The following is a 19807-nucleotide window of genomic DNA, read 5'->3' on the forward strand; positions in this document are numbered from 1 at the left end:
ATCGTGGGCAAGTGCCCTACGCACCGCGACCACTCCTCCTGGGCGACCGCGAACGGGCCGAAAGGACGAGGAGCGGATTGGCCCCGGGGCCGACTTCGACCGCGTTCGATCCTATTGCCGAATGGCGAGCAGACGCATCGCTCGCTCGCGAAGCGTGAGCCACGGAGCATGGAGTTCGAGCGGCCCTTCCCTCGGCTCCTGCTCCAGCGGCTCGGGACGGCCCGTGTGGTCGACCTGGACGAACTGCATCAGGCCGTCCATCCAAGGGGAAGGGCGGTCGGAAAGCGGCGACCCGTAGACCGCCACGATCACCTGGGCGCGGGCGCGATGGATCTCCGCCCCGCGGATCTCAACGACCCGGCCGATCGGCACGGGCTCGAAACAACGCACGTCGAGAACCCGTTTCAAGACCAAGTTCGCGTTCAGACCCGCCGCGCGATAGGCCGCGGAATAGGCGGCCTCCAAAGCCAGCGAGAGCAGGACTCCCGCATAGAGCGTTCCATGGTGGTTGGCATCGCGCGGCAAGATCAGTCGATGAGTCAAAGTCTCGTCGTCAAGCGAGCGCGCCATAAGCGGATCGAGCCTGTTACGGGAAAAAGGGCCGAATTGGCGAGGACGGAACTGCCGCACTCTGAAAACGTAACGCGCAGGCAACGAGGTCGCAACCGCTCGACCTCACGAGTGAGGCCAACGCGAAAGGATAGCGCCATCTCGTCACCCTGACAGGGTCAGGACGAAGCCAGGTGAGAACCGTTCCCCCAAACTCGCCAGTCCCTTTCTTTGGGGTTCGTTGCTCACGCGAGTACCGCCTGAGCGGAACCGCCCCCCATGGTTTCAAACTCATCAACGATCGCAACGACTCTGCAAACGCTAAAGACACCCCATGAAATGCCTAAGAAAACCTCTGTATCCCCTCGACTAGCCAAACCGCTCGATCCGACCTAAGAATAGAGTGGGGTGACCACTTTATTCCATGACGAGAGCCCAAGAACGACGACCCGATCGATTGCACCGAGGCGGCCGCCGAGATCGCCACGGATCGGCTGTCGTGTCGGTGAGTGGGACGCCGAGAATGGTGCCAGAGGATCCGTGTGCCCCCCGGCTCGCAGGGAGTCAGCAGATGCACCCGAGCGTCGTCCAGTTCCTGGCGCATCTCAAGACGGAACGAAATTCGTCCGAGCACACACTGCGGTGCTACGAGGACGACATGGTCTTGTTCTGCCAGTTCCTGACGGAAGGTCAGGAGGGCGAGGCGAACCCGATCGACGTCGATGGACGGCGAGTGCGGCGCTACTCGGCCTGGCTCAACGGCCGCGACTATGCAGCCAGCACGATCGCCCGCCGCTTGGCCAGCCTGCGTTCCTTCTACCGATTTCAGCGACGGCGCGGGGTGATCACATCCAACCCCACCGAAGCGCTCCGTAACCCGAAACAGCCGAAGCGACTCCCCCGGCTGCTCCGAGTCGACGAGATCATCGCGTTGCTCGATTCGATCGCCACCGACACGCCGCTCGGGATCCGCGATCGGAGCATGTTCGAGACGCTCTACGGCGGCGGCCTCCGCGTGGGCGAACTCGTCGGCCTGAACCTGGAGGACCTCGACCTCGAGCAGGAACTCCTCCGGGTGCGCGGCAAGGGGAAGCGTGAGCGACTTTGCCCGATCGGTCGGATGTCCGCGACCTGGATCACGAACTGGCTCCAGGCCCGACAGCCGAAGTCGGTCGGCGAACGGGCCGTCTATCTCAACCGTTACGGCGAACGACTGACCACGCGGAGCGTTGGCCGGTTGCTGGAGACCTACCTCGTCGGTCACGGCCTCGACCCGTCAGCCAGCCCGCACACGCTTCGCCATAGCTTCGCCACTCATCTGCTCGATCGGGGGGCCGACCTCCGGAGCGTCCAGGAGCTACTCGGCCATCGAAATCTGACGACGACCCAGATCTACACTCATGTGACCGAAGAGCGAATGCTCAACGTGTTCAAAAGCGCGCATCCACGGGCTCGAGGAGGAAATTGATCGCGTCCTCCTGGTTTTAGGCCCTTCGCGGTTGCATAACATAGCTCACCTTTTTAAGATTAGCAAAGGACCGAGTGTTCCTTTTTTCCAACCTCAACGGCTTCGAGAGGACCCGAGAACGCCCGAAGGTCGCTGGGATGGCCCAAAGCCGATGGTTTGCGAACCGGCGTCCAAGTTCGATCGTACCGTCTCCAGAGCGACGCGGCTTTGTTTGACGACGTTGCATCCATGACTTAATGTTGACTCAGAGCGACGCAGCTTGATGGAAAAATTCGTTCCCGGGAGGGGAACGACAACAGGTAGAGGGACCGGTAGTCTGCCATCGGCTTCGTCATTCTCGAACGATGGCTGTTCGACCCAACGAAGTCGTTGTACTTCATGATCTCAAGGATGAGGCACCGAGTTCGTATCCCCGATGCGGGCGCATTTGGCGAGAGAATCACCCAATGAAAACTCGGCTGTTGATTGTGCATCCCGACCCGTCCACCTTGGCCCTCTTGTCATCGATGTTGATGTCGATGGGCCACGAAATCGACGAAGCGGCCAATGATCGTTTGGCGGTCCGCCTGATGGAGCGAGGCGGGGTTGACCTGATGATCGCGGGCGTCGACCCCTCGGATATCGAGGCGCTCGAGTTGCTCGCCTACATGAGGCGCAAGCACCGACAGATTCCGGTGATCTTGATGTTCCCGGAGTCCAATCCGGAGCGAACCAAAGAAGCGCTTCGCCTCGGTGCGCTCGCCGTCTTGAAATTCCCGGTCCCGGCCACGGAACTCCGGGCCGCCGTGACCCAGGCGCTCGGACCGGTCGTGGCCGCTCAGGCCAGCGCCGCGGCCGCTGCCGCCCAGGCCAACGCTCCAGCACCGAAGCCAAGCAGTCATCCGGTCGCCGCCAATGGACGGAGCCCCGCGCCAACCCCGACGGCGCAATACCGATCCGAGACGTTGGCCAAGGATTGGGGGATTGTCGGCAACGACCCCAGCCTGCGGCAGGCCATCGAGCTCGCGGCCTCGATCGCGCCGATGCGCTCGCCCGTGCTGATCGTCGGCGAGCCCGGCACCGGCAAATCGCTCCTGGCGCGCACCCTGCACAAAATGGGCGCGCGAGCCGACCAACCGTTCGTCAATTTCGATTGCGCCGCGAGTGCGGAGACCTGGGCCGAGCACGACCCGATGGCCTCCCTCCCGGACTCCGAAATCGGCACCCCCGACCACGAGTGGCGGAACACACTGGCCGAGGCGCAGGAGGGTACCCTCTTCCTCGAAGAGGTTTCCGCCCTTCCCGACGACCTCAGGCTGCAACTCCTCCGTTCGCTCCAAGATCGCGAATTCGAGTCGATGAACTCGAACCACAACGGTCAACCGGACGTGCGATTCCTCATGTCCACCAGCGAAAACCTGGTCGGGCTCGTCGAACAAGGCAAGTTCCGTCAGGACCTCTATCACCGCATTAGCGTCATATGCCTCAAACTCCCGCCGCTCCGCCACCGCGGGACCGATATCGAGCAACTCGCCGAATTCTTCCGGGCTCGATTCGCCCAGGAGTTCAACAAGAACGTCGTGGGCTTCACACGCGACGCATTGGATTGTCTGAATAAGCATGACTGGCCAGGCAACGTGCGTGAGCTGGAAGGGGTCATCCAGCGCGGAGTGGTCCTCTGCCAGGGGAGCCGGATCACATCCGGCCACCTCCTGCCCAGCCTGGGAAATTCCCGCGTGCCCCGGCCGTCATTGATGATGTCGCCTCGGCCGTCGCTCTCCACCAGCATCCGGCCTTTGAAAGAGGCCCTCGAAGAGCCCGAAAAGCGGATCATCATCCAGGCGCTTCAGGCCTTGAACTGGAATCGCCAGGAGACCGCGCGTGTGCTCGACATCAACCGAACGACCCTCTACAAGAAAATGAAGAAATACGGACTTCTGGTCGATGGACCGATCTGGGTGAATTGACCGTCCCTGTCGAATCCAATGAGAGCCAGCGTGCACAGGGCAGGGCCCAGCGAACTTGATTCGCTGGGCCTTGTTCGCTTTCAAGAGGTTTATCGCGAGGTCAGCCCGCTGGAACCCGCGGGGCAATCACCCCAAGAGTGGCTTGCTCTCCCGAATCGTCGGGGTGATTTGGTAGAATAGAAACACCCACGCCCGACCGAAACGGTACGTCCGATCATCCCGCCGAGGTCTCCCTCCATGCCTCCTCATTATTTCGGAAATGAAATCGGTACCCTGACGCGCCGTGAGGCGCTCCGCCGCGCGGGAACCGGGTTTGGTGCGCTGGCGCTGAGCGCCCTGTTCGCCGAAGAGGGCATGCTCGCGCCGGCGGCCCGTGCCGCCGAATCGTTGACGCCGCTGGCTCCTCGAGCGCCCCAGTTCGCCCCCAAGGCGAAGCGCGTCATCCACTTGTTCATGAACGGCGGGCCGTCGCACGTCGACACTTTCGACCCCAAGCCGGCGCTCACCAAGCAGTCAGGCAAAGCGCTCCCTTCGCTCCTCCCCACCGAGCGGAAAACCGGCGCGGCGTTCGCTTCCCCGTTCAAGTTCCGCAAATACGGCCAGAGTGGCATCGAGGTGTCGGACCTGTTCGCCCGGACCGCCGCACACATCGACGACATCTGCGTGATCCGCTCGATGCACGCCGACGTCCCGAACCACGAACCGTCCCTGATGTTGATGAACTGCGGCGATGCGCGCCAGGCGCGGCCGAGCGTCGGGGCCTGGGTGCTTTACGGACTCGGGTCCGAGAATCAGAACCTGCCGGGCTACCTGGTCATGTGCCCCGGCGGCTATCCGATCGCCGAGTCGCAGAACTGGCAGTCCGCCTTCCTGCCGGGGGTCTTTCAGGGGACCTACATCGACAGCCAGCACACCGACATCGAAAAGCTGATTCGCCACATCAAGAACCGCCACGTCTCGCACCACGCCCAGCACGCCCAACTCGAGCTACTCCAGGAACTGAACCGCGAGCACATGGAGCGTCGCCAGCGCGAGGCCGATCTCGAGGCCCGGATCCAGTCGTTCGAGCTGGCCTTCCGGATGCAGACCGAGGCGGGGGACGCGTTCGACGTCAGCCAAGAGCCCGAGTCCATACGTGCGATGTACGGCCCCGGGGTCCAGGCCAGGCAGACCCTGATCGCCCGCCGACTCCTCGAGCGCGGCGTCCGCTACGTGCAACTCTGGCACGGCGAAGGTCAGCCCTGGGATAGCCACGACGACATCGCGGTCCAGCACGCCAACCTCGCCAAGCAGTGCGACCAGCCGATCGCCGCGCTCCTCCAGGACCTCAAGCAGCGCGGGATGCTCGACGACACCCTCGTGATCTGGGGCGGAGAATTCGGCCGCACCCCCACCGTCGAGCTCCCGACCGCGGGCGCCAACCAAGGGAAGATGAACGGCCGCGACCACAACCACTACGGCTTCACCATGTGGATGGCCGGCGGCGGCGTCAAAGGGGGCCACATCCACGGCGCCACCGACGAGTTCGGCTTCCAGGCGGTCGAGAACAAGGTCCACGTTCACGACCTCCACGCCACCATCCTCCGGCTCCTCGGCTTCGACCACGAAACCTTCACGTACCGCTACGCCGGCCGAGACTTCCGCCTGACCGACGTTCACGGCAAGGTCATCAACGACATCATCGCCTGATCGCGAAACGCGAGGCCAACCACTCACTTTCAAACATTTTCAACCAAGGATACATGCACTAGCCAGACACTTCAAAGAGGGCGACTAGGAAATTCAGCGAAGACGAGCACCATGTCGCCAGTCTTCACTGATCACCCAGATCACGATTTTTTGGCTTTTTGAATGTCTGGCCACCGACTACTTCAAGTCCGGGACAAGTTCGTATCAGTGAGGAGGGAAGCCATTCCATGGAATTGACACTTGAACTCCCATCGTCTCTCGACGCGGAACTCGACGAGGACGCGAAACGAGAAGGGCTGTCGCCAGCGGAACAAGCAACACTCTTTCTGCACCTCGCAAACGCTCTGAGCTCGAGCGAGAAAACACCGACACCGTTCAAGGCAGCGGTGAAAGGATTTCTCGCCTCGCGTTCACTCGACCCCAGCCTCGTGGCATCCACCTTCGAGGAACTTGTTCGAGTCTGCGCCGCATACCACGATCTGGGAAAAACTTCTCAGGCGTTCCAGAAGGGGGTTGGGCAAGAAACAGCCATGGTCACCGCTCCCACCGATGAGTTACTTGTCACGCAAGTCCTCATGAACTGGCGGAATCCATTCGTCCATGCCCCACTTCGCGAGATGGTCCAACGATCGGGCCGAACGAACCGAAGCTGTTTAGGAAAGTATTCTTACCTGCCTGGAAGTGATGAGGACTTCGCACGCGAGAAAATCCACGAGATTGCCCATGAGGAGCGGCCGAGGGGATGAACTCAATTCTGGACGCTTGTGCGATGATTGCCTACCTTCAGGGTCATCCCGGTGGAACGGTTGTCGAGGCGATCCTCACAGACGCCGTGGCAACGGCTTATGCTCATTCAATCAACCTCTGCGAGGTCTACTACCACTTTCTCAGGCTCTCCGACGAAGGCACAGCGAGTCAGGCTGTTGACGATCTCCTCGAGTCTGGCGTGATCGAACGACAAGATATGAGTCGAGCATTCTAGACCGACTTTTCGTTTTTGAAGGCTAATGAAGAGGCCAACATCCCGGGGCCTCCCATCTTCTCTGTTTTTACGCCGCTGACTTCATCAGCGGACGACCCGTGTAGGTCCAGCGAAACGGCTTCGCGAATACCTTGTTGAAATAGGTAAGGAAGTTCAACAGCTTTGATTGCAGATCATTCACCGACGTGAACGAACCGCGACGAATCACCTTTCGCATGATCACTCCGAAGATCACCTCGATCTGGTTCAGCCACGAGCTGTGCTTCGGAAGATATACAAATCGAATCCGATGACTTGTGTCCGACAAGAACGCTTGCCGGCTCGCCACCGACTTCAGCACCCCACGTTTACCTTTTTTGCCCAATTCCAGGGGGATTTCACACGCCACGGCAATCTGATTCACCAGGCTTTCCGTGCAATGAATGTTCAAGTTGTCCGCTATAAATACCCACGATCCCTCCGGGTCCAGAGTCAACGTCTGCTCGATGTGACGGACGAAGTCCGCCTCGGTTCGCGTCGGGCCAATCGTTTGAGTGAGCATCTTTCCGGTCGTTACTTCGAAGTTGCCGATCAGGCATAACGTCCCGTGTCGGATATACTCAAACTCGATCCGTTCGCACTTCTCTGCGATCATCCCCTTGGTGGGAGCGATCCGCTCCAGCGCCTGGAGACCGGTCATCTCATCAATGCAAACGGTGTGGGTCGCATCGTTCCGCTCCCGCTCCGACGCCATGAGGTACGTGTCACAGACCGTCTTGACTTGCTCCTCAAAACGTTGAGGATCCTTCTCCGTGGTGTTGAGCCAATACCGGCTCTTGTGGGGCTGCAAGGCGGCCTCATCCAGGTAACGGCTCACCTGGGACGATGAGATCGATACCACAATGCCGCGTTTGACGACCTCATCGGCCAGTTCCCGAGCGGTCCAGTGGGTGATCGGTCGGCCCGACTTCTCAGGCGGCTCACAAGCGATCGCCAAGATCTGGGTGACCTGCTCTGGGGTGAACTTGCTGGGGGCGCCGGGGCGTGGTTCGTCGGTGAGGACGGCTTCAATCGCATGGCGCAGTTTGGCGCGAGTCTCGCAGCATTCGATGTTGATCAGTTTCTCCCAAGCGTTGGCCCAGCGTCGTCGCCAGCGTCCGACCTGGCGGTGGACCAGACCGACCGCCTCGGCGATCTCTTGATTGCGAAGGCCGTCGAAGCCCATCAGGATGATCGAGGCGCGTTGCCGGAGTCGCGAGGGTGCCGTGGTGGCACGGGACAAAGTCCGAAGGATTTCCTGCTGGCACTCGGTAATGGTGATCTTGGCCGCCTGGCCCGGCATGACGTGTGAACTCCTGGTGGCTGGTAAGTTAGTCCATCCAGGTAATTTTGGGGTGTTCGTCAACCCCTTGGGCTATCGAATACGAAAAGTCGGTCTAGGAACGCGTTGGAAACCACAAGAAGCGGGGAATGATCTCGCTCGCGGATTGTTTCTGCCTCGCCTTGGCGCAAGAACTCTCAGGCCAGTTGGTCACCTCCGATCACGGCGAATTTGATCCGCTTGTGGGATTGGGAATTTGCTATATCTTATTTATTCGATAACGCGATCCCTTGAGAACGGTTTGCGTTCGGCTGACCGCGAAACAAGAGGACTGGCACACGGCCGCCGAGCCTGGCAAGTTGTCGGTTTCGAAAATCCTGCACCTGAATTGGCGTCGAGGTGCGGAAACGAGGTCGCACCAAGTTTTGACGTCCACAATTCCAACTCCAAAACCCGCTACGTCCCCGTTTCCTCATCGCCGCGGACAGCTCGACTCGACTATTCGCTACGACTCAACGCCTTCTGAAACGCCGCGAAGGTCACCTGGGCGGGTGATGTGTCCAGGACCGAGAAGACGACGCGATCGAATCGGCCCGACCAGTTCCCGTGTCTGAGGTGAGCGGCGAACGACTCGGCCACAACGCCGGGATCGTTGCGGAAGACGCCGCACCCCCAAGCCCCCAGCACCAGTTGCCTGTAACCCTGAGACGCCGCCAGGGCCAGTATATACTCCGACCGTCTGCGGAACACGCCCGGTATGGACGGCAAGTCAGTGGGCCGGTTGTCGGCGGCGGCCCCGACGTTGGGGGCCGCACTCGTGATGAAGGCCGCCATCTGCGGCTCGTCGAACCAACGCCGTAGAGAGCAATGCCCAAATCCTTGACATTCTCCCCAGCCACATTACGGCGGAAATTCCAGCGGAACGAGACGGTCGAGGGCGGCGCACCGGCATGGCGCCGCCCTTGACCTCAATCGAGCTTGATCTCGATGTCCTGCTTACCACCGGAGGGGATCTCGAGGACGAGACCCGAGGAGGTGGGGTTGGCGTACTTCTCGTGGATGATCAGAACTTGTTGGGGCTCGTTCTCGCCCTTCACTTTCACTTCTTTGTAGGCGGTGACCGTCACCGTATGCTTGCCGGGGATGGCGCCGTCGTTGTCCGTATAGGTTGTGAGGACAAATTTCCCGTCCTTGATTGCACCGCTGGCGCTTCGGCCTTTCTCGGGGATCAGCTGGAGGTTCCCCGACTCCAGGGGCTTGCCCTTGTAGGTTATGGTGCCGGCGGCCGGCACGGCGGCGACGAGGTCGGAGTCGCGTGAGCAACCGGCCAAGGCCAGGGCCAGAGTGAGGGCCAGGCTGGCGACCGGGCACGAGACGCGTCGGAATATCATGAAGCAGATCTCCAGGTCCGGATTTCACCGGTTCAATACTGGTCAGAGCTAATCACTTCGCCCTGGTCGCGGGTGCTCAAGGCCCGGTAGACATTCAGGTTGACCGAATCTTTCAGGAAGTGGACCGAACCATCGGCGAATGCGAAGTTCGCACCACCGGAATGGAAGCTCCCAAATGCACCATTATTGGAACCCGCGGCGGAGCCGAAGCAAGGCTTGGTGTTGGGCGGATTCACCGAGGTCCGGAAGCTCGAGCTAATTCGGATGCAAATACTCCAGGCATTGAAGACGTTCGTGGTGAGCAAGTTGGAACCGGCGGCCGTGGTTCCCGCAGGGCAGACGGTCTGGCCCTTGAACTTCCCGTCGTTGGCGACCGTCTCGCCCACAGACAGGGTGTTGCTCGTTCCGTCGGTGATGTCGCGGATCTTCACCGGGAAGGTATAGAAGGCAAAGCCGTTGTTGGCGGTCTTGATCCCCCCCGCGTTGGGCGGGCCGATGCTGCCGGCATTGAAGGCGTACGAGCCGGTTGCCAACGTGTTGGCAGGGAACGCGTTGGTCGCGGTGTTGATGACCGAAGCGGCGACGTCTGACGGGCACATAAAACTTGTGATGGTCGAACTCGAGACCGTGCTGTTCATCAAGACGGTATACGGGCCGATGGGTGGGGTGCCCGGAAGCGGCTGGCTAGCGTTGTAGGTCGCGCCCGTCTGCGGGTCGAACATGACCTGGAAGTTCCACGCGTTGTACATGGGGCTCTGCTCCATGTATGGCAGGATCGAGACGAAACCGCTTCGATAATCGAGGTCGGCCGTCGCGGTGACGTGCCCAGGCTTGGCGGCCGTAAACGCGCCGATCACATCGTGGTAGTTCTGGAGTGCGATGCCGAGCTGTTTCAGGTTGTTGACGCACTGGCTCCGTCGGGCGGCCTCGCGCGCCGCCTGAACTGCGGGGAGCAGCAGGGCGATCAGGACGGCGATGATCGCAATCACCACCAGCAGTTCGATCAGCGTGAACGCTCGACGTTTCATGGAAAGTCTCTCCAGGAAGGAACGTAGGGAAAATGAAATGATGGAGGTTCGACCAATCATGCCCCATCGACGTGCCTAGATTTTGCACCGATGTCGATTGCGCAGAGCGATACGACGAGATCCGCGTGGTTAAGTCGCGCACCTTGTCCTCTGCAATGTCGATGGGACGTGGGTATCGGACGCGATTTTCTTCTCAACGCATCCACGTGTCAAGGAGTGGATTCTATATTCTCGACCGACGTTTCAACGGAGGGCAGCCTGGGCAAGCTGAAGACGCGGCAAAAGCTTAGCCGGAATTCGGATATTTGGGTAAGGTAGGAAGTGTTGGTCCCCCCTGAGGAGGGCGAGGAGGATCGCTGCGGAGGGGTCACCCGCCGGGCCCCGGGCCGCCCGGCCAAGATCGAGCGCCGCTTGCCGACGCGCCATGGGATCACCCAACTCGCTCAGCCTCAATGCACCGAGCTCACGGAGGGCGCGACGGTCGTCAGGGTTCTCGGCCAGGGCCGCTTCGAGGAGTCGGCGGGCTTCGACCCGGCCATCGGGGACCTGGCGCAGCCAGCGGGCCAGGCGAGCGTGGGGGATGTTAATCCGGCCGCTGCCCAGCGTGAGCCGGGACCGGACCAAGGTATTCAGCCGATCGTGGAGCGGGCCGGAGGCGGTGATCTCCGCGACCCGGCCCGCCGCGCCTGGGCTGAGGGCCCGGGCGTCGTCCAGCGCGTCGATCGCGGGTTCCAGATGCGATTCGCCCAACTCGGCCACGGCCAGCGCGATCTCGGCGTGTCCCCAGCGGTCGGGAACCGGGTCATCCAAGGGACGCCAGGCCAGGGCGGCCACGGGAACCGCGACCAGCCATACTCGCCAGGCCAGCGACTTCCCGCAGCGTCCCCGAGCCAGCCGAGCTAAGTCCACTGCGCCGGCCGCTCCCAGGAGTGCTAGGCCGGGGACCCAGGGGATCCGGTAGCGTCCGACCACGAAGAAGGCCGCCGTCGAAACGAGCCCGGCCACGGTCGTCATCGCCAGGAGCCGCCAGAACGCCGAGCGGTCAGCCCTGACTAACCCGAGCGCGGCCCAAGGGGCTAGCCAGCCGAACCCTAGGATCCCCCAGGCCAGCCGGGGGGCCGCGACGAGCTGGACGAACTCCCGGTCTTGGTTGTCCGGAACCTCAAAGTGGCTCAGGAGGAGCCCGAACTTCTTCGCCAGCAGCCGGAGCGAGGCGACGGGGGCTTCCCGCCATCGCGCCAGCCCCCGGCCGAACCAGAACCGAGACACTTGGCCGGGCGTCAGCGACCGGCCCGAGCGGAGCGACGCCTCGGCTGCGAAGTCATCGGCCTCGTGCAATGGGTTCGCCTCGACGAAGTCAGGCGCCCAATAAGTCCCCGTCGCTCCCGGCCCGTTGCCGATGTAGAAATTGGCCCCCGACTGCCAAGTCGTCACCAGCAGCTCCGGCGGGCGGCGGACCGACGCATTGATCGCCACCGGCGGCACCAGCGCCAGGGCGAAGCCGAGCGCAAAACCGAGCGCTAGGACCACCCCGCGCCGGGGGCGCTCACCGAGCCCAGCCGCCCAGGCCGCTCCGAGCGGGCCGACCACCATCGCGTTGGCGCGGAGCAGGCTGATCAAGCCCCAGACCCAGCCGCCCACCGCCATCCCGAGGACCTGGACCCGCCCCAGAGCCCCCGCCGTGTAGGCGGCGATGGCCAGCGCCAGGGCGGCCAACAGAGCGGCCAGGCCCTCCTTCTCCAACAGGCCATCGGTGAAGATCAAGGGTCCGTAGGCCGCCACGACCAACCCCGCCACGACCCCCTCGGTCCGACCCAACCCCCGCCGACCGGCCAGGAACACCACCACCGGAGTCAGCGACCCCAGGCAGCCCAGCGCGATCCGGAGCTGGGCGATCCCTGGCCCGACGAGCTTCATCAGTACGGCCAAGGCGTAAGGGAAGAGCGGGTCCTGGTAGAACGGCCGGTCGGGAAGCCAACGTCCCTCGAAGATCTCTACAGCCCGGGTCCAATAGGCTCCCTCATCGACCCAGGGGATCCGGCCGATCGGGTGTCCGGTGTATTGCCAGACGTAGGCGATGCGGAGCCCCAGGCCCGCCACAGCAATGGCGACGAGCCAGCAGGTATCGCGGCGGGTCCATGAAGAAGTCGGGGCGCCGTCACCGAGGGGCCGTCTCGTCGCAGTCATCACTCACCCCGTCGCCTTGCTCGACGGCGGTCGATCCCCAAGGTCACCCACGGGCGGCCTGTCCGACCCGAGGCTCGGATCCTCCCCGTTCCACTACCGTCCTGCCCACCTTAATGGCGACAACCCCGGGGCCGCAAGGGCGTTGCGAGGATCCCTACACCCTGACCCGTGGCTTGCGAGCCGGCCGGGATGCGTTACACCGTCGACCGAAACATGCTCACACCGCTGATCGAGCAACCTATGTCGGGGGAAGTGGCCAGCTATTTCAGCAGCAAGGGCCGAGGAGATCCAGCTGATGATAAGTGCCTCGCTGCTGACCTCGCGCCTCGACATCGAGCGAACGAGAGCGCCAAGCCCTTGCTCATGGGACTTGTGCAGCGGCAAGCCTAGCTTCCCTACGCGTCCCCAACCTCCCCACTGAAGTGCCTGGCCCCTTTGGGTCCATCCTGCAAAAGCTTGAACCGCTCACTTCGGCTCCGGCGGATCGGGCGAGACGGGAAGCCAGGGGTAGCGGGCAGCGTGGAGATACTTTTGTGCCAAGGTCGCCTCGTGCTCGGCGAGTCTTCGCATTTCCGCAATCCGGGCCGTCGATGCGGCAACGGAACTCCTGAACTCTCGACCTTCAGAGACCGCGTACCGCAATTCCTGCTCACGCCAGTTGTGCTTCAGAGCGAGTCGGAAATACGACGGCCGACGTTGCCAGAGGCGGTTCACCCCAACGCCGGTCGCGAGAACAAGTCCGACGACCGCCACCAGAACCATCAACCGTGTAGTCGTGAACCTGGGGAGTCGCATGGTGGCCTATCCGGTGAGCCTGAGGGATTGGCGGAACATCCACTCACTTTGGGTCGGGAGGAACGGGGAGCCACGGGTGGCTGGCGGCGTATTGGGGGCGACCAGTGGCCAGGCACCCATGGCGGGCAATACAGGAGTTTTGGGTAGTTTGCCCGGGGCAACAGTCTTGAGCTGTTCACCCTAAACCTCCCATGCCCCCCACTGAAGTGCCTGGCGATATTACCCCACCCTCCCCGAAGTCAATTCGACTCGGCGATTCGCTACGACTTAAACGCCTTCCGGAACGCCGCGAGGGTCGCCTGGGAGGGTGATGTGTCAAGGACCGAGAAGACGACGCGATCGAATCGGCCCGACCAGTTCCCGTGTCTGAGGTGAGCGGCGAACGACTCGGCCACAACACCGGGATCGTTGCGGAAGACGCCGCACCCCCAAGCACCCAGCACCAGTTGCCTGTAACCCTGAGAGGCCGCCAGAGCCAGTACATACTCCGACCGTCTGCGGAACACGCCTGGTATGGACGGCAAGTCCGTGGGCCGGTTGTTGGCGGCGGCCCCGGCGTTGGGGGCCGCACTCGTGATGAAGGCCGCCATCTGCGGCTCGTCGAGAAGCGTACCTTCATCGTCGCGAATGATGGGGCAGCCGGGTGAAAGGATCATCGCGTCGGAGTACAGCGGAGTCGAGGATGCCCGATGCCGCGCGTAGAAATCCCAGGTCCGCAGTTGGGATGCATGCAACGCCGAGCTACGGGCAAGTGACTCCTCCTGGGCATGGCTGCCGTTGAGGAAACCACCCCCAGGATTCTTTGCGGATGCGAAGTTCAGGACCGCGACCGGCCCTTGCCCCCGTGATCGCACACGCGCAATCCCGGAAAGGGTCGTCTCGTTGACCACTTCGAAGACGGTGGAAAGATCCGTGCGGGGATGACCCAGAACGTCCCTTTGAAGCCGCTCAAGCTCCTCGGGCGGGTAATAACGTGTGGCGTCGAGGCACTCACGGATCGGGTTGGCGATATCGACAACTCGGCCGGAAGCCGAGCGGTAGGTGCCTCGCTCGACGATCTCGACCGTGCCTCTGGCCAATTCCGCCCGCGTCGATCGTTTCATGGTGCCTCGTGTCGACCATTCACCAGGCCCATCGGACCGGACCAAGACGGACCAGGCGATCGCCTTGAGAGTATCAGACGCCGAGAGGGAGTGTCGGGTTCGCTTCAATACGGAATATCGTTATCCCACTCAACCGGAAGCGATTCCGTCCGCTCTGCTTCCAGTCGTTTGGATGCAAGGGAGGACCGCCGAATTCCGGGGCGGGTACGTTGAGCACCATCATAAGACATGTACACCCCAGCCTTCGCTGTCACCTGCGATCGGGGTTTCATACTTCGCACCGGCTCCGGCCCGGGACGCGAGCGAGACTTCGGCACCCTCCTCCTCACCGACACCGGCCCAGTCCTCTCCTGCACTCTGGGTCAGCCGTCAAAATCAAAAAGACAGGGAGCTGACACTCTCCGCTCGCCTGGACCGTGAACGGTCGCAAGCGAGCGATGAGGATGAGCTCCCTGTCCCATGTTTCCCGCAAAATACCCAAATGGGTGGGCAGACCCACCTGACCACCGGTCAGAATTGCTTGCGCTGACGGCTCGAGGGAATTCGCAGGGTCCGGCGGTACTTGGTCACGGTGCGCCGCGCCACCGGGAAGCCGTGCCGACTCAGTTCCTCGACGATCTCCTCGTCGGAGAGGGGACTCTGCTTGTCTTCCTTGGCGATGATCTCGAGCAGCTTCTGCTTGATCGTGTCCCAAGCGACTTCCTCACCGTCGGTGGTGGTCGTGCCCCCTCCGAAGAAGCGCTTGAGCGCGAAAATTCCGCGGGGGGTCTGTACCCACTTATCGTCGACGGCCCGGCTCACCGTGGTCACGTGAACATGCACACGGTCGGCAATCTGTTGCATCTTCAAGGGCTCGATGAACTCGGGCCCTTTGTCGAGAAAATCCTTCTGGTGGTCGATGATCGCTCGAGCGACCTTGAGCAAGGTATTTCGCCGTTGCTCGATCGACTCGATCAGCCAACGCGCCGACTGGATCCGCTTTTGGATGAACTCGCGGGCGGCGGCGTCGGTGGCCTTGTTCTTGAGCTGCATCTGGTAGTAGCGCGAGATCGAGAGCTGGGGCGTGTGCTCATCGACCAGCCGCACTTCGTATTCGCCATGCTCGTTGGCCTCGACGACCAGGTCGGGCACCACGTACTGCGTGCTCTCGGGGGCGAACCGAGCACCTGGCCTCGGGTTGAGACGACGGAGGTGTTCCATCGCCTCCTTGATATCGTCGATCGCGATCCCGGTCTTCTTCTCGATCGCGGGGAGCCGGTTCTGCTGGAGGTCGTCGAGATGGTTCGAGATCAAGACGTGGAGGATTTCCCGCGACGGGATGTCCTGATTGAGCTGCAGGAGCAAGCATTCCCGCAAGTTCCGGGCGCCGACGCCGAGCGGGTCGAGCTTCTGAACCAGGCCAAGCGCCTCTTCCGCCTGGGCCATCGTGGCGTCGCCACCATAGTCGCGGAGCATCTCGCTGAGGTCGTGGTTCAGATACCCGTTCTCATCGAGGTTAAAAATAATGTACTGAGCCAGGGTGCGGACCGTGGGCTCGGGGTCGAGGAAGCCGAGCTGATCGTCGAGGTCGTCATGAAGCGAGCGCGGCCGGGAGGCCATGTTTTGCATCGCGTCATGTTTGCGATCGGCCTCCTCGCTCATCGCGGCCCGGCTCAGGCGGTGCGTTTCTCCAAACGGTTCCGACCAGTCGTCCTGGCCGTCCATCCCGCCGTCGGCCTCGAACTCGGTCGTCGTGGGCTCCTCGGGGGGGGCGGGAGCCTCTTCGCCGTCCGACTCCGGAGCGGGGGCTTCTCGGAGGTCGACGAGAACCGGGTTTTCGCTCAATTCCTGGTCAATTCGCTCCTGCAACGCCATCAGCGGCAACTGCAGAATTTCCATCGACTGGATCATGCGAGGCGCCATGCGGAGGCGCATATCGGTACGCATCTGCTGGGAAGTATCGAGACGCATGGTCCTGCTTTCCGTCGTGGAAGAGAGGAATATTGGGCAATCCCGGCAACGACGTCGCGATGGCCACTTCCTGGCAGACAAGAGCCTCAGAGACGACTCACCCCAGGCCACCGCGGCTCATCTTGTCCCACCATCCCCGAACACGGCCTCAGTCATAGCAATTATAGTGCCATCTCACCGTCGACTACACACTCTCCTGAAAAATTTCAAAAACTCCTCAAAACCGTTGTCGACCGTTGATCGCGTCGGCCAGCATTTCTTTGTTGGCGAATTCCAGAACGCTTCCCGAGGCGATGCCTCGGGCCAGACGGGTGATCGGGACCCCGGTGTCGGCCAATCGCGTCGCGACCAGGAGCGCGGTGCCGTCCCCTTCGAGGTTCGGGTTCGTCGCCATGATCAGCTCCTGGATCGTCCCGGAACGGACGCGCGCTTCGAGAGCAGGGAGGGTCAATTGGTCAGGGCCCATCCCCTGGAGCGGCGCGAGGCGGCCGAGCAGCACGTGATAGACTCCTTGGAACGTGCCGGCCTTTTCGAGGGCGAGCAGGTCGCGCGGTTGCTCGACCACGCAGACGACCGACGCGTCGCGCCTGGGGTCGCGGCAGATCCCGCAACGGGGGTGTTCCGCTTCGGTCAGGTGAAAGCAGGTCTCGCAGTGCCGGACCCGATCGCGGACATCACGAATCGCGTCGGCCAGTGCCAGCGCCTCTTCGGCAGGGCACTTGAGCAGGTGGTGGGCCAGACGTTCGGCGGTCTTCGCCCCCACGCCCGGCAAGCGTCCGAACGCATCGATCAGGCGGTCGACCGTGACCGAGTAACCCGCCATGGCTCAGGCTCCTCCGCCACCACCCGGACCGAGCAGACCCGACAATCCCGGAATCGGAAAACCGCCCGCGAGCGACGAAAGCGACTGTGCGGCCGCCTCGCGGGCCTTCGTCAGCGCCTGGTTCACGGCAGCCGTCACCAGGTCTTCCAGCAGTTCGGCATCGCCGTCGGCCAGAAGCTTGGGATCGATCCGCACCGCGAGCAACTCGAGGCGACCATTCGCCTTGGCCGTGACCGCCCCGCCGCCGGCTGTCCCCTCGACGTGGAGCTGACCGAGCGATTCGGTGGCCTTCTCGACGGTCTCCCGGATCTTCCCGGCATTCCGCATCATGTCCGCGAGGTTGCCTAGATTATTAAACACGACAAACCTTCTTGATGGGTTCGCGGAACGTGGCGCCCAGCACATTCCCTACGAGCGTCAGGCGTTGGAGGACCGGGTCAAATCTTCTTCGGCTTCCATCAGGACGGGGCGGGCCTCGAAAAGTTCCACGACCTTTCGGACCATCGGGTCGTCGGACACCTCGTCGTGGCGATTGGGTTCCGTGACGGCCGTCGGAGTTGCCGAGGCAACTTCCTTGGATGAGCGCTCGAATCGAAGCTGAACCGGTCGGTTCAAGACGCTCGCGAGCGCCTCTTCAATCTTGGCCAATGACTGGGGAGTTCCACAGTCCTCAACGATCCAATTGTATCTCGGCGGCACACCGATGACCAGGACGTCCGGCTCTGAAATCGCCGTGGGAACGACCTGGCTCAAGCCCTTGCCGAGCCCAAGCCCGACCTTCTGGACGACTTGCGGCCAGATCGCCACGACCTCGCTCAAGACGAGCGGCGCGGCGGAATGAGCACGGGGGGCCGGTGCGAGCTCGGTTCGCGAAGCGGGTGGCGGCGGAGGGGAGGAGGTGGAGGTAAGGGCAGGGGTGGGGACGGAATCCGCAGTCCGCGCGGGCTCGCCTCGCGCCGTCAAGGGGGGCGAAGGCTCGGGATCAGGGGGGGCTAATTTTTTTTTTACAAGGGTCTGTGCGGGGTCCATCGGCGGCAGACCGCCCTCGAGCGCGATGAGCCGCCCGACCAAGTCGCTGATTTCCGCGAGGTTCTCCAACCGCGCCACCTTCACCAGGCCGACTTCGATGATCGTTCGGCCGTGGGAGCTCCCTCGCAGCCGGGAGCGGGTTTCGGGCAAAATCTGCAACGCGGCCAGAATCGAGTCGAGCGGCCAGCGGTCGACGACCGCCTGGAGTCGCGGACGTTGGCGAGGCGTTGCGGTCAGCACCGTCTGGTCGGCTCCGGCCGAGAGCACCATCACGTCGCGGAGGAAGTCGATCACCCCGTTGAGCAGGTCGGTCGGCTGAATCCCCTGATTGGCCGCCGCATCCACGAGCTGGAGGATCGCCCCCGAGTCATGGTCGGCCAGGGCGTCGACCACGTCGAGGATCCGCTCGTCGCTGGCGGTGCCGAGCAGGCGGTGGACCGCCTCGACGGTCAGCCGTTCTCCCGCCGAGGAGAGAAGCTGCTCGACCAGCGACTGGGCGTCGCGCATCGACCCTCCCGCACGGCGGGCAATGGTCTGAAGCGCCTCGGGTTCGGCTTCGATCTGCTCGCGAACGCAGATGTCGCTGAGCGTGGCGACGATCTGCTCGGGGGTAATCCCGGCGAAATCATAGCGTTGGCAGCGGGAGAGCACCGTCACCGGAATCTTGCCCGGTTCGGTGGTGGCGAAAAAGAACTTCACGTGCGGCGGCGGCTCCTCCAACGTCTTCAAGAGAGCGTTGAAGGCACCGGTCGAAAGCATGTGAACTTCATCAATGTAGTAAATCTTGAATCGAGACCGGCTCGGCCTGAGCCCGGTGTTCTGCCGCAGCTCGCGAACCGATTCGACGCCGTTGTTGCTGGCACCGTCGATCTCGAGGACGTCAACGTCTTCCCCGGTCGCGATCGCCTGACAGATATCGCATTGCAGGCAGGGCTGGTCGGTCGGCCCTTTCACGCAATTGAGGCATTTCGCGAAGATCCGCGCGATCGAGGTCTTGCCGACGCCTCGAGTGCCTGAGAACAGGTAGGCGTGGGTGACCCGGTTCAGCTTGATCGCGTTACGGAGCGATTCGACGACGTTGTCCTGGCCGACGACATCCTCAAACCGCTGAGGGCGGTAGCGTCGAGCAACGACCGTGTAGTTCGAAGGATCGGCCGGCTGGGGCATTGGGGGCTTGGCCGGACTGGCGCTGGGCCAGGAGGCACGCTCCGTCGGGCCTTGGGGAGATGGGCGAAATGCCCTGGTTCTTTATGAGAGAACCTCGCGACCGGGTTGGGCTTCGCAAGATCAAAAAAACATCAAACGCAGGGGACTGGGAGAGCCGGGGAGGTTCTCCCGGGCACATGAAGGCGATGCTTATGGCTGCTCCGTTCCCGGCCTGACCAGGTTCGCAAGCCCCCATTGCCCGGGTCCCCCCCGGCTCACCCAGACCCCCGCCAACTGACTCTTGGCGGTTGACCCGGCTGACGTCGCTATTGTGGGGGATTGGGCTCCTCGACGCAAGCCCAAGATTGCGCGGGTATGCTCTTTCCGAGGATGGTGATTGGATTCGGTTCCGGGGCATTCA

General features: G+C 62.6%; 16 protein-coding genes, 1 other RNA gene and 1 pseudogene. 5 read left to right on the forward strand and 13 right to left on the reverse strand.

Annotated features, from left to right (window positions below; all coding sequences use genetic code 11):
* Window positions 1–111: 111 nt before the first annotated feature.
* Entirely contained in the window at window positions 112–570 is a 459-nt protein-coding gene (locus tag BUS42_RS38245) for an acyl-CoA hydrolase (RefSeq protein WP_074316578.1), read from the reverse strand.
* 550 nt (window positions 571–1120) lie between these two features.
* Between BUS42_RS38245 and BUS42_RS38250 the strand changes: the two genes are divergently transcribed.
* The 5 genes from BUS42_RS38250 to BUS42_RS38270 all read left to right on the forward strand — a co-directional run bounded on the left by BUS42_RS38250 (window position 1121) and on the right by BUS42_RS38270 (window position 6634).
* Window positions 1121–2017 carry a tyrosine recombinase XerC gene (locus BUS42_RS38250; protein ID WP_074316580.1) on the forward strand — a complete coding sequence of 299 codons (897 nt, stop codon included), beginning with the start codon at window positions 1121–1123 and terminating at the stop codon, window positions 2015–2017.
* A 446-nt stretch (window positions 2018–2463) separates the two neighbouring features.
* On the forward strand, window positions 2464–3963 hold the full coding sequence (locus BUS42_RS38255; protein ID WP_074316582.1) for a sigma-54-dependent transcriptional regulator: 1500 nt from the start codon (window positions 2464–2466) through the stop codon (window positions 3961–3963).
* A gap of 237 nt (window positions 3964–4200) precedes the next feature.
* Complete coding sequence (locus BUS42_RS38260; protein ID WP_074316584.1) at window positions 4201–5652, forward strand: DUF1501 domain-containing protein; 1452 nt, start codon at window positions 4201–4203, stop codon at window positions 5650–5652.
* Between the two features lie 227 nt (window positions 5653–5879).
* A complete protein-coding gene (locus tag BUS42_RS38265; RefSeq protein ID WP_074316585.1) occupies window positions 5880–6398 on the forward strand; it encodes an HD domain-containing protein in 519 nt (172 codons plus the stop codon).
* Window positions 6395–6634 carry a PIN domain-containing protein gene (locus BUS42_RS38270; protein ID WP_074316587.1) on the forward strand — a complete coding sequence of 80 codons (240 nt, stop codon included), beginning with the start codon at window positions 6395–6397 and terminating at the stop codon, window positions 6632–6634. The genes BUS42_RS38265 and BUS42_RS38270 overlap by 4 nt, the downstream gene beginning before the upstream one ends.
* Window positions 6635–6701: 67 nt before the next feature.
* Here the strand turns inward: BUS42_RS38270 and BUS42_RS38275 are convergent, their stop codons facing one another.
* The 12 genes and pseudogenes from BUS42_RS38275 to ffs form a co-directional block, all read right to left on the reverse strand.
* On the reverse strand, window positions 6702–7955 hold the full coding sequence (locus BUS42_RS38275) for an IS630 family transposase (protein WP_074306086.1): 1254 nt from the start codon (window positions 7953–7955) through the stop codon (window positions 6702–6704).
* 477 nt (window positions 7956–8432) lie between these two features.
* Window positions 8433–8771 (reverse strand): annotated as a pseudogene (locus BUS42_RS38280) (TIGR02452 family protein); the annotation flags it as partial.
* Window positions 8772–8902: 131 nt separating this feature from the next.
* Window positions 8903–9325, reverse strand: coding sequence for a hypothetical protein (locus BUS42_RS38285; protein ID WP_074316591.1), 423 nt, complete (start codon window positions 9323–9325; stop codon window positions 8903–8905).
* Window positions 9326–9357: 32 nt separating this feature from the next.
* Complete coding sequence (locus BUS42_RS38290; RefSeq protein ID WP_074316593.1) at window positions 9358–10353, reverse strand: DUF1559 domain-containing protein; 996 nt, start codon at window positions 10351–10353, stop codon at window positions 9358–9360.
* 243 nt (window positions 10354–10596) lie between these two features.
* Window positions 10597–12540 (reverse strand): glycosyltransferase family 39 protein, encoded by a 1944-nt coding sequence (locus BUS42_RS38295; protein WP_074316595.1) that lies wholly within the window; start codon window positions 12538–12540, stop codon window positions 10597–10599.
* A gap of 465 nt (window positions 12541–13005) precedes the next feature.
* The gene (locus BUS42_RS38305; RefSeq protein ID WP_143206673.1) at window positions 13006–13335 is read right to left on the reverse strand and encodes a hypothetical protein; all 330 of its coding nucleotides are present in this window, start codon (window positions 13333–13335) and stop codon (window positions 13006–13008) included.
* A gap of 260 nt (window positions 13336–13595) precedes the next feature.
* Window positions 13596–14438, reverse strand: a complete 843-nt coding sequence (locus BUS42_RS38310) for a TIGR02452 family protein (protein ID WP_074317527.1) — start codon at window positions 14436–14438, stop codon at window positions 13596–13598.
* Between the two features lie 510 nt (window positions 14439–14948).
* Entirely contained in the window at window positions 14949–16388 is a 1440-nt protein-coding gene (gene rpoN / locus BUS42_RS38315) for an RNA polymerase factor sigma-54 (protein ID WP_074316602.1), read from the reverse strand.
* 217 nt (window positions 16389–16605) lie between these two features.
* Window positions 16606–17211 carry a recombination mediator RecR gene (gene recR / locus BUS42_RS38320; RefSeq protein WP_074316605.1) on the reverse strand — a complete coding sequence of 202 codons (606 nt, stop codon included), beginning with the start codon at window positions 17209–17211 and terminating at the stop codon, window positions 16606–16608.
* Window positions 17212–17214: 3 nt separating this feature from the next.
* Complete coding sequence (locus tag BUS42_RS38325) at window positions 17215–17571, reverse strand: YbaB/EbfC family nucleoid-associated protein (RefSeq protein WP_083671275.1); 357 nt, start codon at window positions 17569–17571, stop codon at window positions 17215–17217.
* A 57-nt stretch (window positions 17572–17628) separates the two neighbouring features.
* Window positions 17629–19407: a DNA polymerase III subunit gamma/tau gene (gene dnaX / locus BUS42_RS38330; RefSeq protein ID WP_074316610.1), complete on the reverse strand. Its 1779-nt coding sequence runs from the start codon at window positions 19405–19407 to the stop codon at window positions 17629–17631.
* Between the two features lie 153 nt (window positions 19408–19560).
* Window positions 19561–19658, reverse strand: an RNA gene (gene ffs, locus BUS42_RS38335) — signal recognition particle sRNA small type.
* Window positions 19659–19807 lie beyond the last annotated feature (149 nt).

The sequence above is a fragment of the Singulisphaera sp. GP187 genome (genome assembly GCF_900129635.1).
Taxonomy (GTDB): Bacteria; Planctomycetota; Planctomycetia; order Isosphaerales; family Isosphaeraceae; genus Singulisphaera.

Excerpts from the sequence above, each read along its gene's own strand:
- BUS42_RS38245 (WP_074316578.1), bottom strand. The coding sequence starts at position 570 with ATGGCGCGCTCGCTTGACGACGAGACTTTGACTCATCGACTGATCTTG.
- BUS42_RS38250 (WP_074316580.1), top strand. The coding sequence starts at position 1,121 with ATGCACCCGAGCGTCGTCCAGTTCCTGGCGCATCTCAAGACGGAACGA.
- BUS42_RS38255 (WP_074316582.1), top strand. The coding sequence starts at position 2,464 with ATGAAAACTCGGCTGTTGATTGTGCATCCCGACCCGTCCACCTTGGCC.
- BUS42_RS38260 (WP_074316584.1), top strand. The coding sequence starts at position 4,201 with ATGCCTCCTCATTATTTCGGAAATGAAATCGGTACCCTGACGCGCCGT.
- BUS42_RS38265 (WP_074316585.1), top strand. The coding sequence starts at position 5,880 with ATGGAATTGACACTTGAACTCCCATCGTCTCTCGACGCGGAACTCGAC.
- BUS42_RS38270 (WP_074316587.1), top strand. The coding sequence starts at position 6,395 with ATGAACTCAATTCTGGACGCTTGTGCGATGATTGCCTACCTTCAGGGT.
- BUS42_RS38275 (WP_074306086.1), bottom strand. The coding sequence starts at position 7,955 with ATGCCGGGCCAGGCGGCCAAGATCACCATTACCGAGTGCCAGCAGGAA.
- BUS42_RS38285 (WP_074316591.1), bottom strand. The coding sequence starts at position 9,325 with ATGATATTCCGACGCGTCTCGTGCCCGGTCGCCAGCCTGGCCCTCACT.
- BUS42_RS38290 (WP_074316593.1), bottom strand. The coding sequence starts at position 10,353 with ATGAAACGTCGAGCGTTCACGCTGATCGAACTGCTGGTGGTGATTGCG.
- BUS42_RS38295 (WP_074316595.1), bottom strand. The coding sequence starts at position 12,540 with ATGACTGCGACGAGACGGCCCCTCGGTGACGGCGCCCCGACTTCTTCA.
- BUS42_RS38305 (WP_143206673.1), bottom strand. The coding sequence starts at position 13,335 with ATGCGACTCCCCAGGTTCACGACTACACGGTTGATGGTTCTGGTGGCG.
- BUS42_RS38310 (WP_074317527.1), bottom strand. The coding sequence starts at position 14,438 with ATGAAACGATCGACGCGGGCGGAATTGGCCAGAGGCACGGTCGAGATC.
- rpoN (WP_074316602.1), bottom strand. The coding sequence starts at position 16,388 with ATGCGTCTCGATACTTCCCAGCAGATGCGTACCGATATGCGCCTCCGC.
- recR (WP_074316605.1), bottom strand. The coding sequence starts at position 17,211 with ATGGCGGGTTACTCGGTCACGGTCGACCGCCTGATCGATGCGTTCGGA.
- dnaX (WP_074316610.1), bottom strand. The coding sequence starts at position 19,407 with ATGCCCCAGCCGGCCGATCCTTCGAACTACACGGTCGTTGCTCGACGC.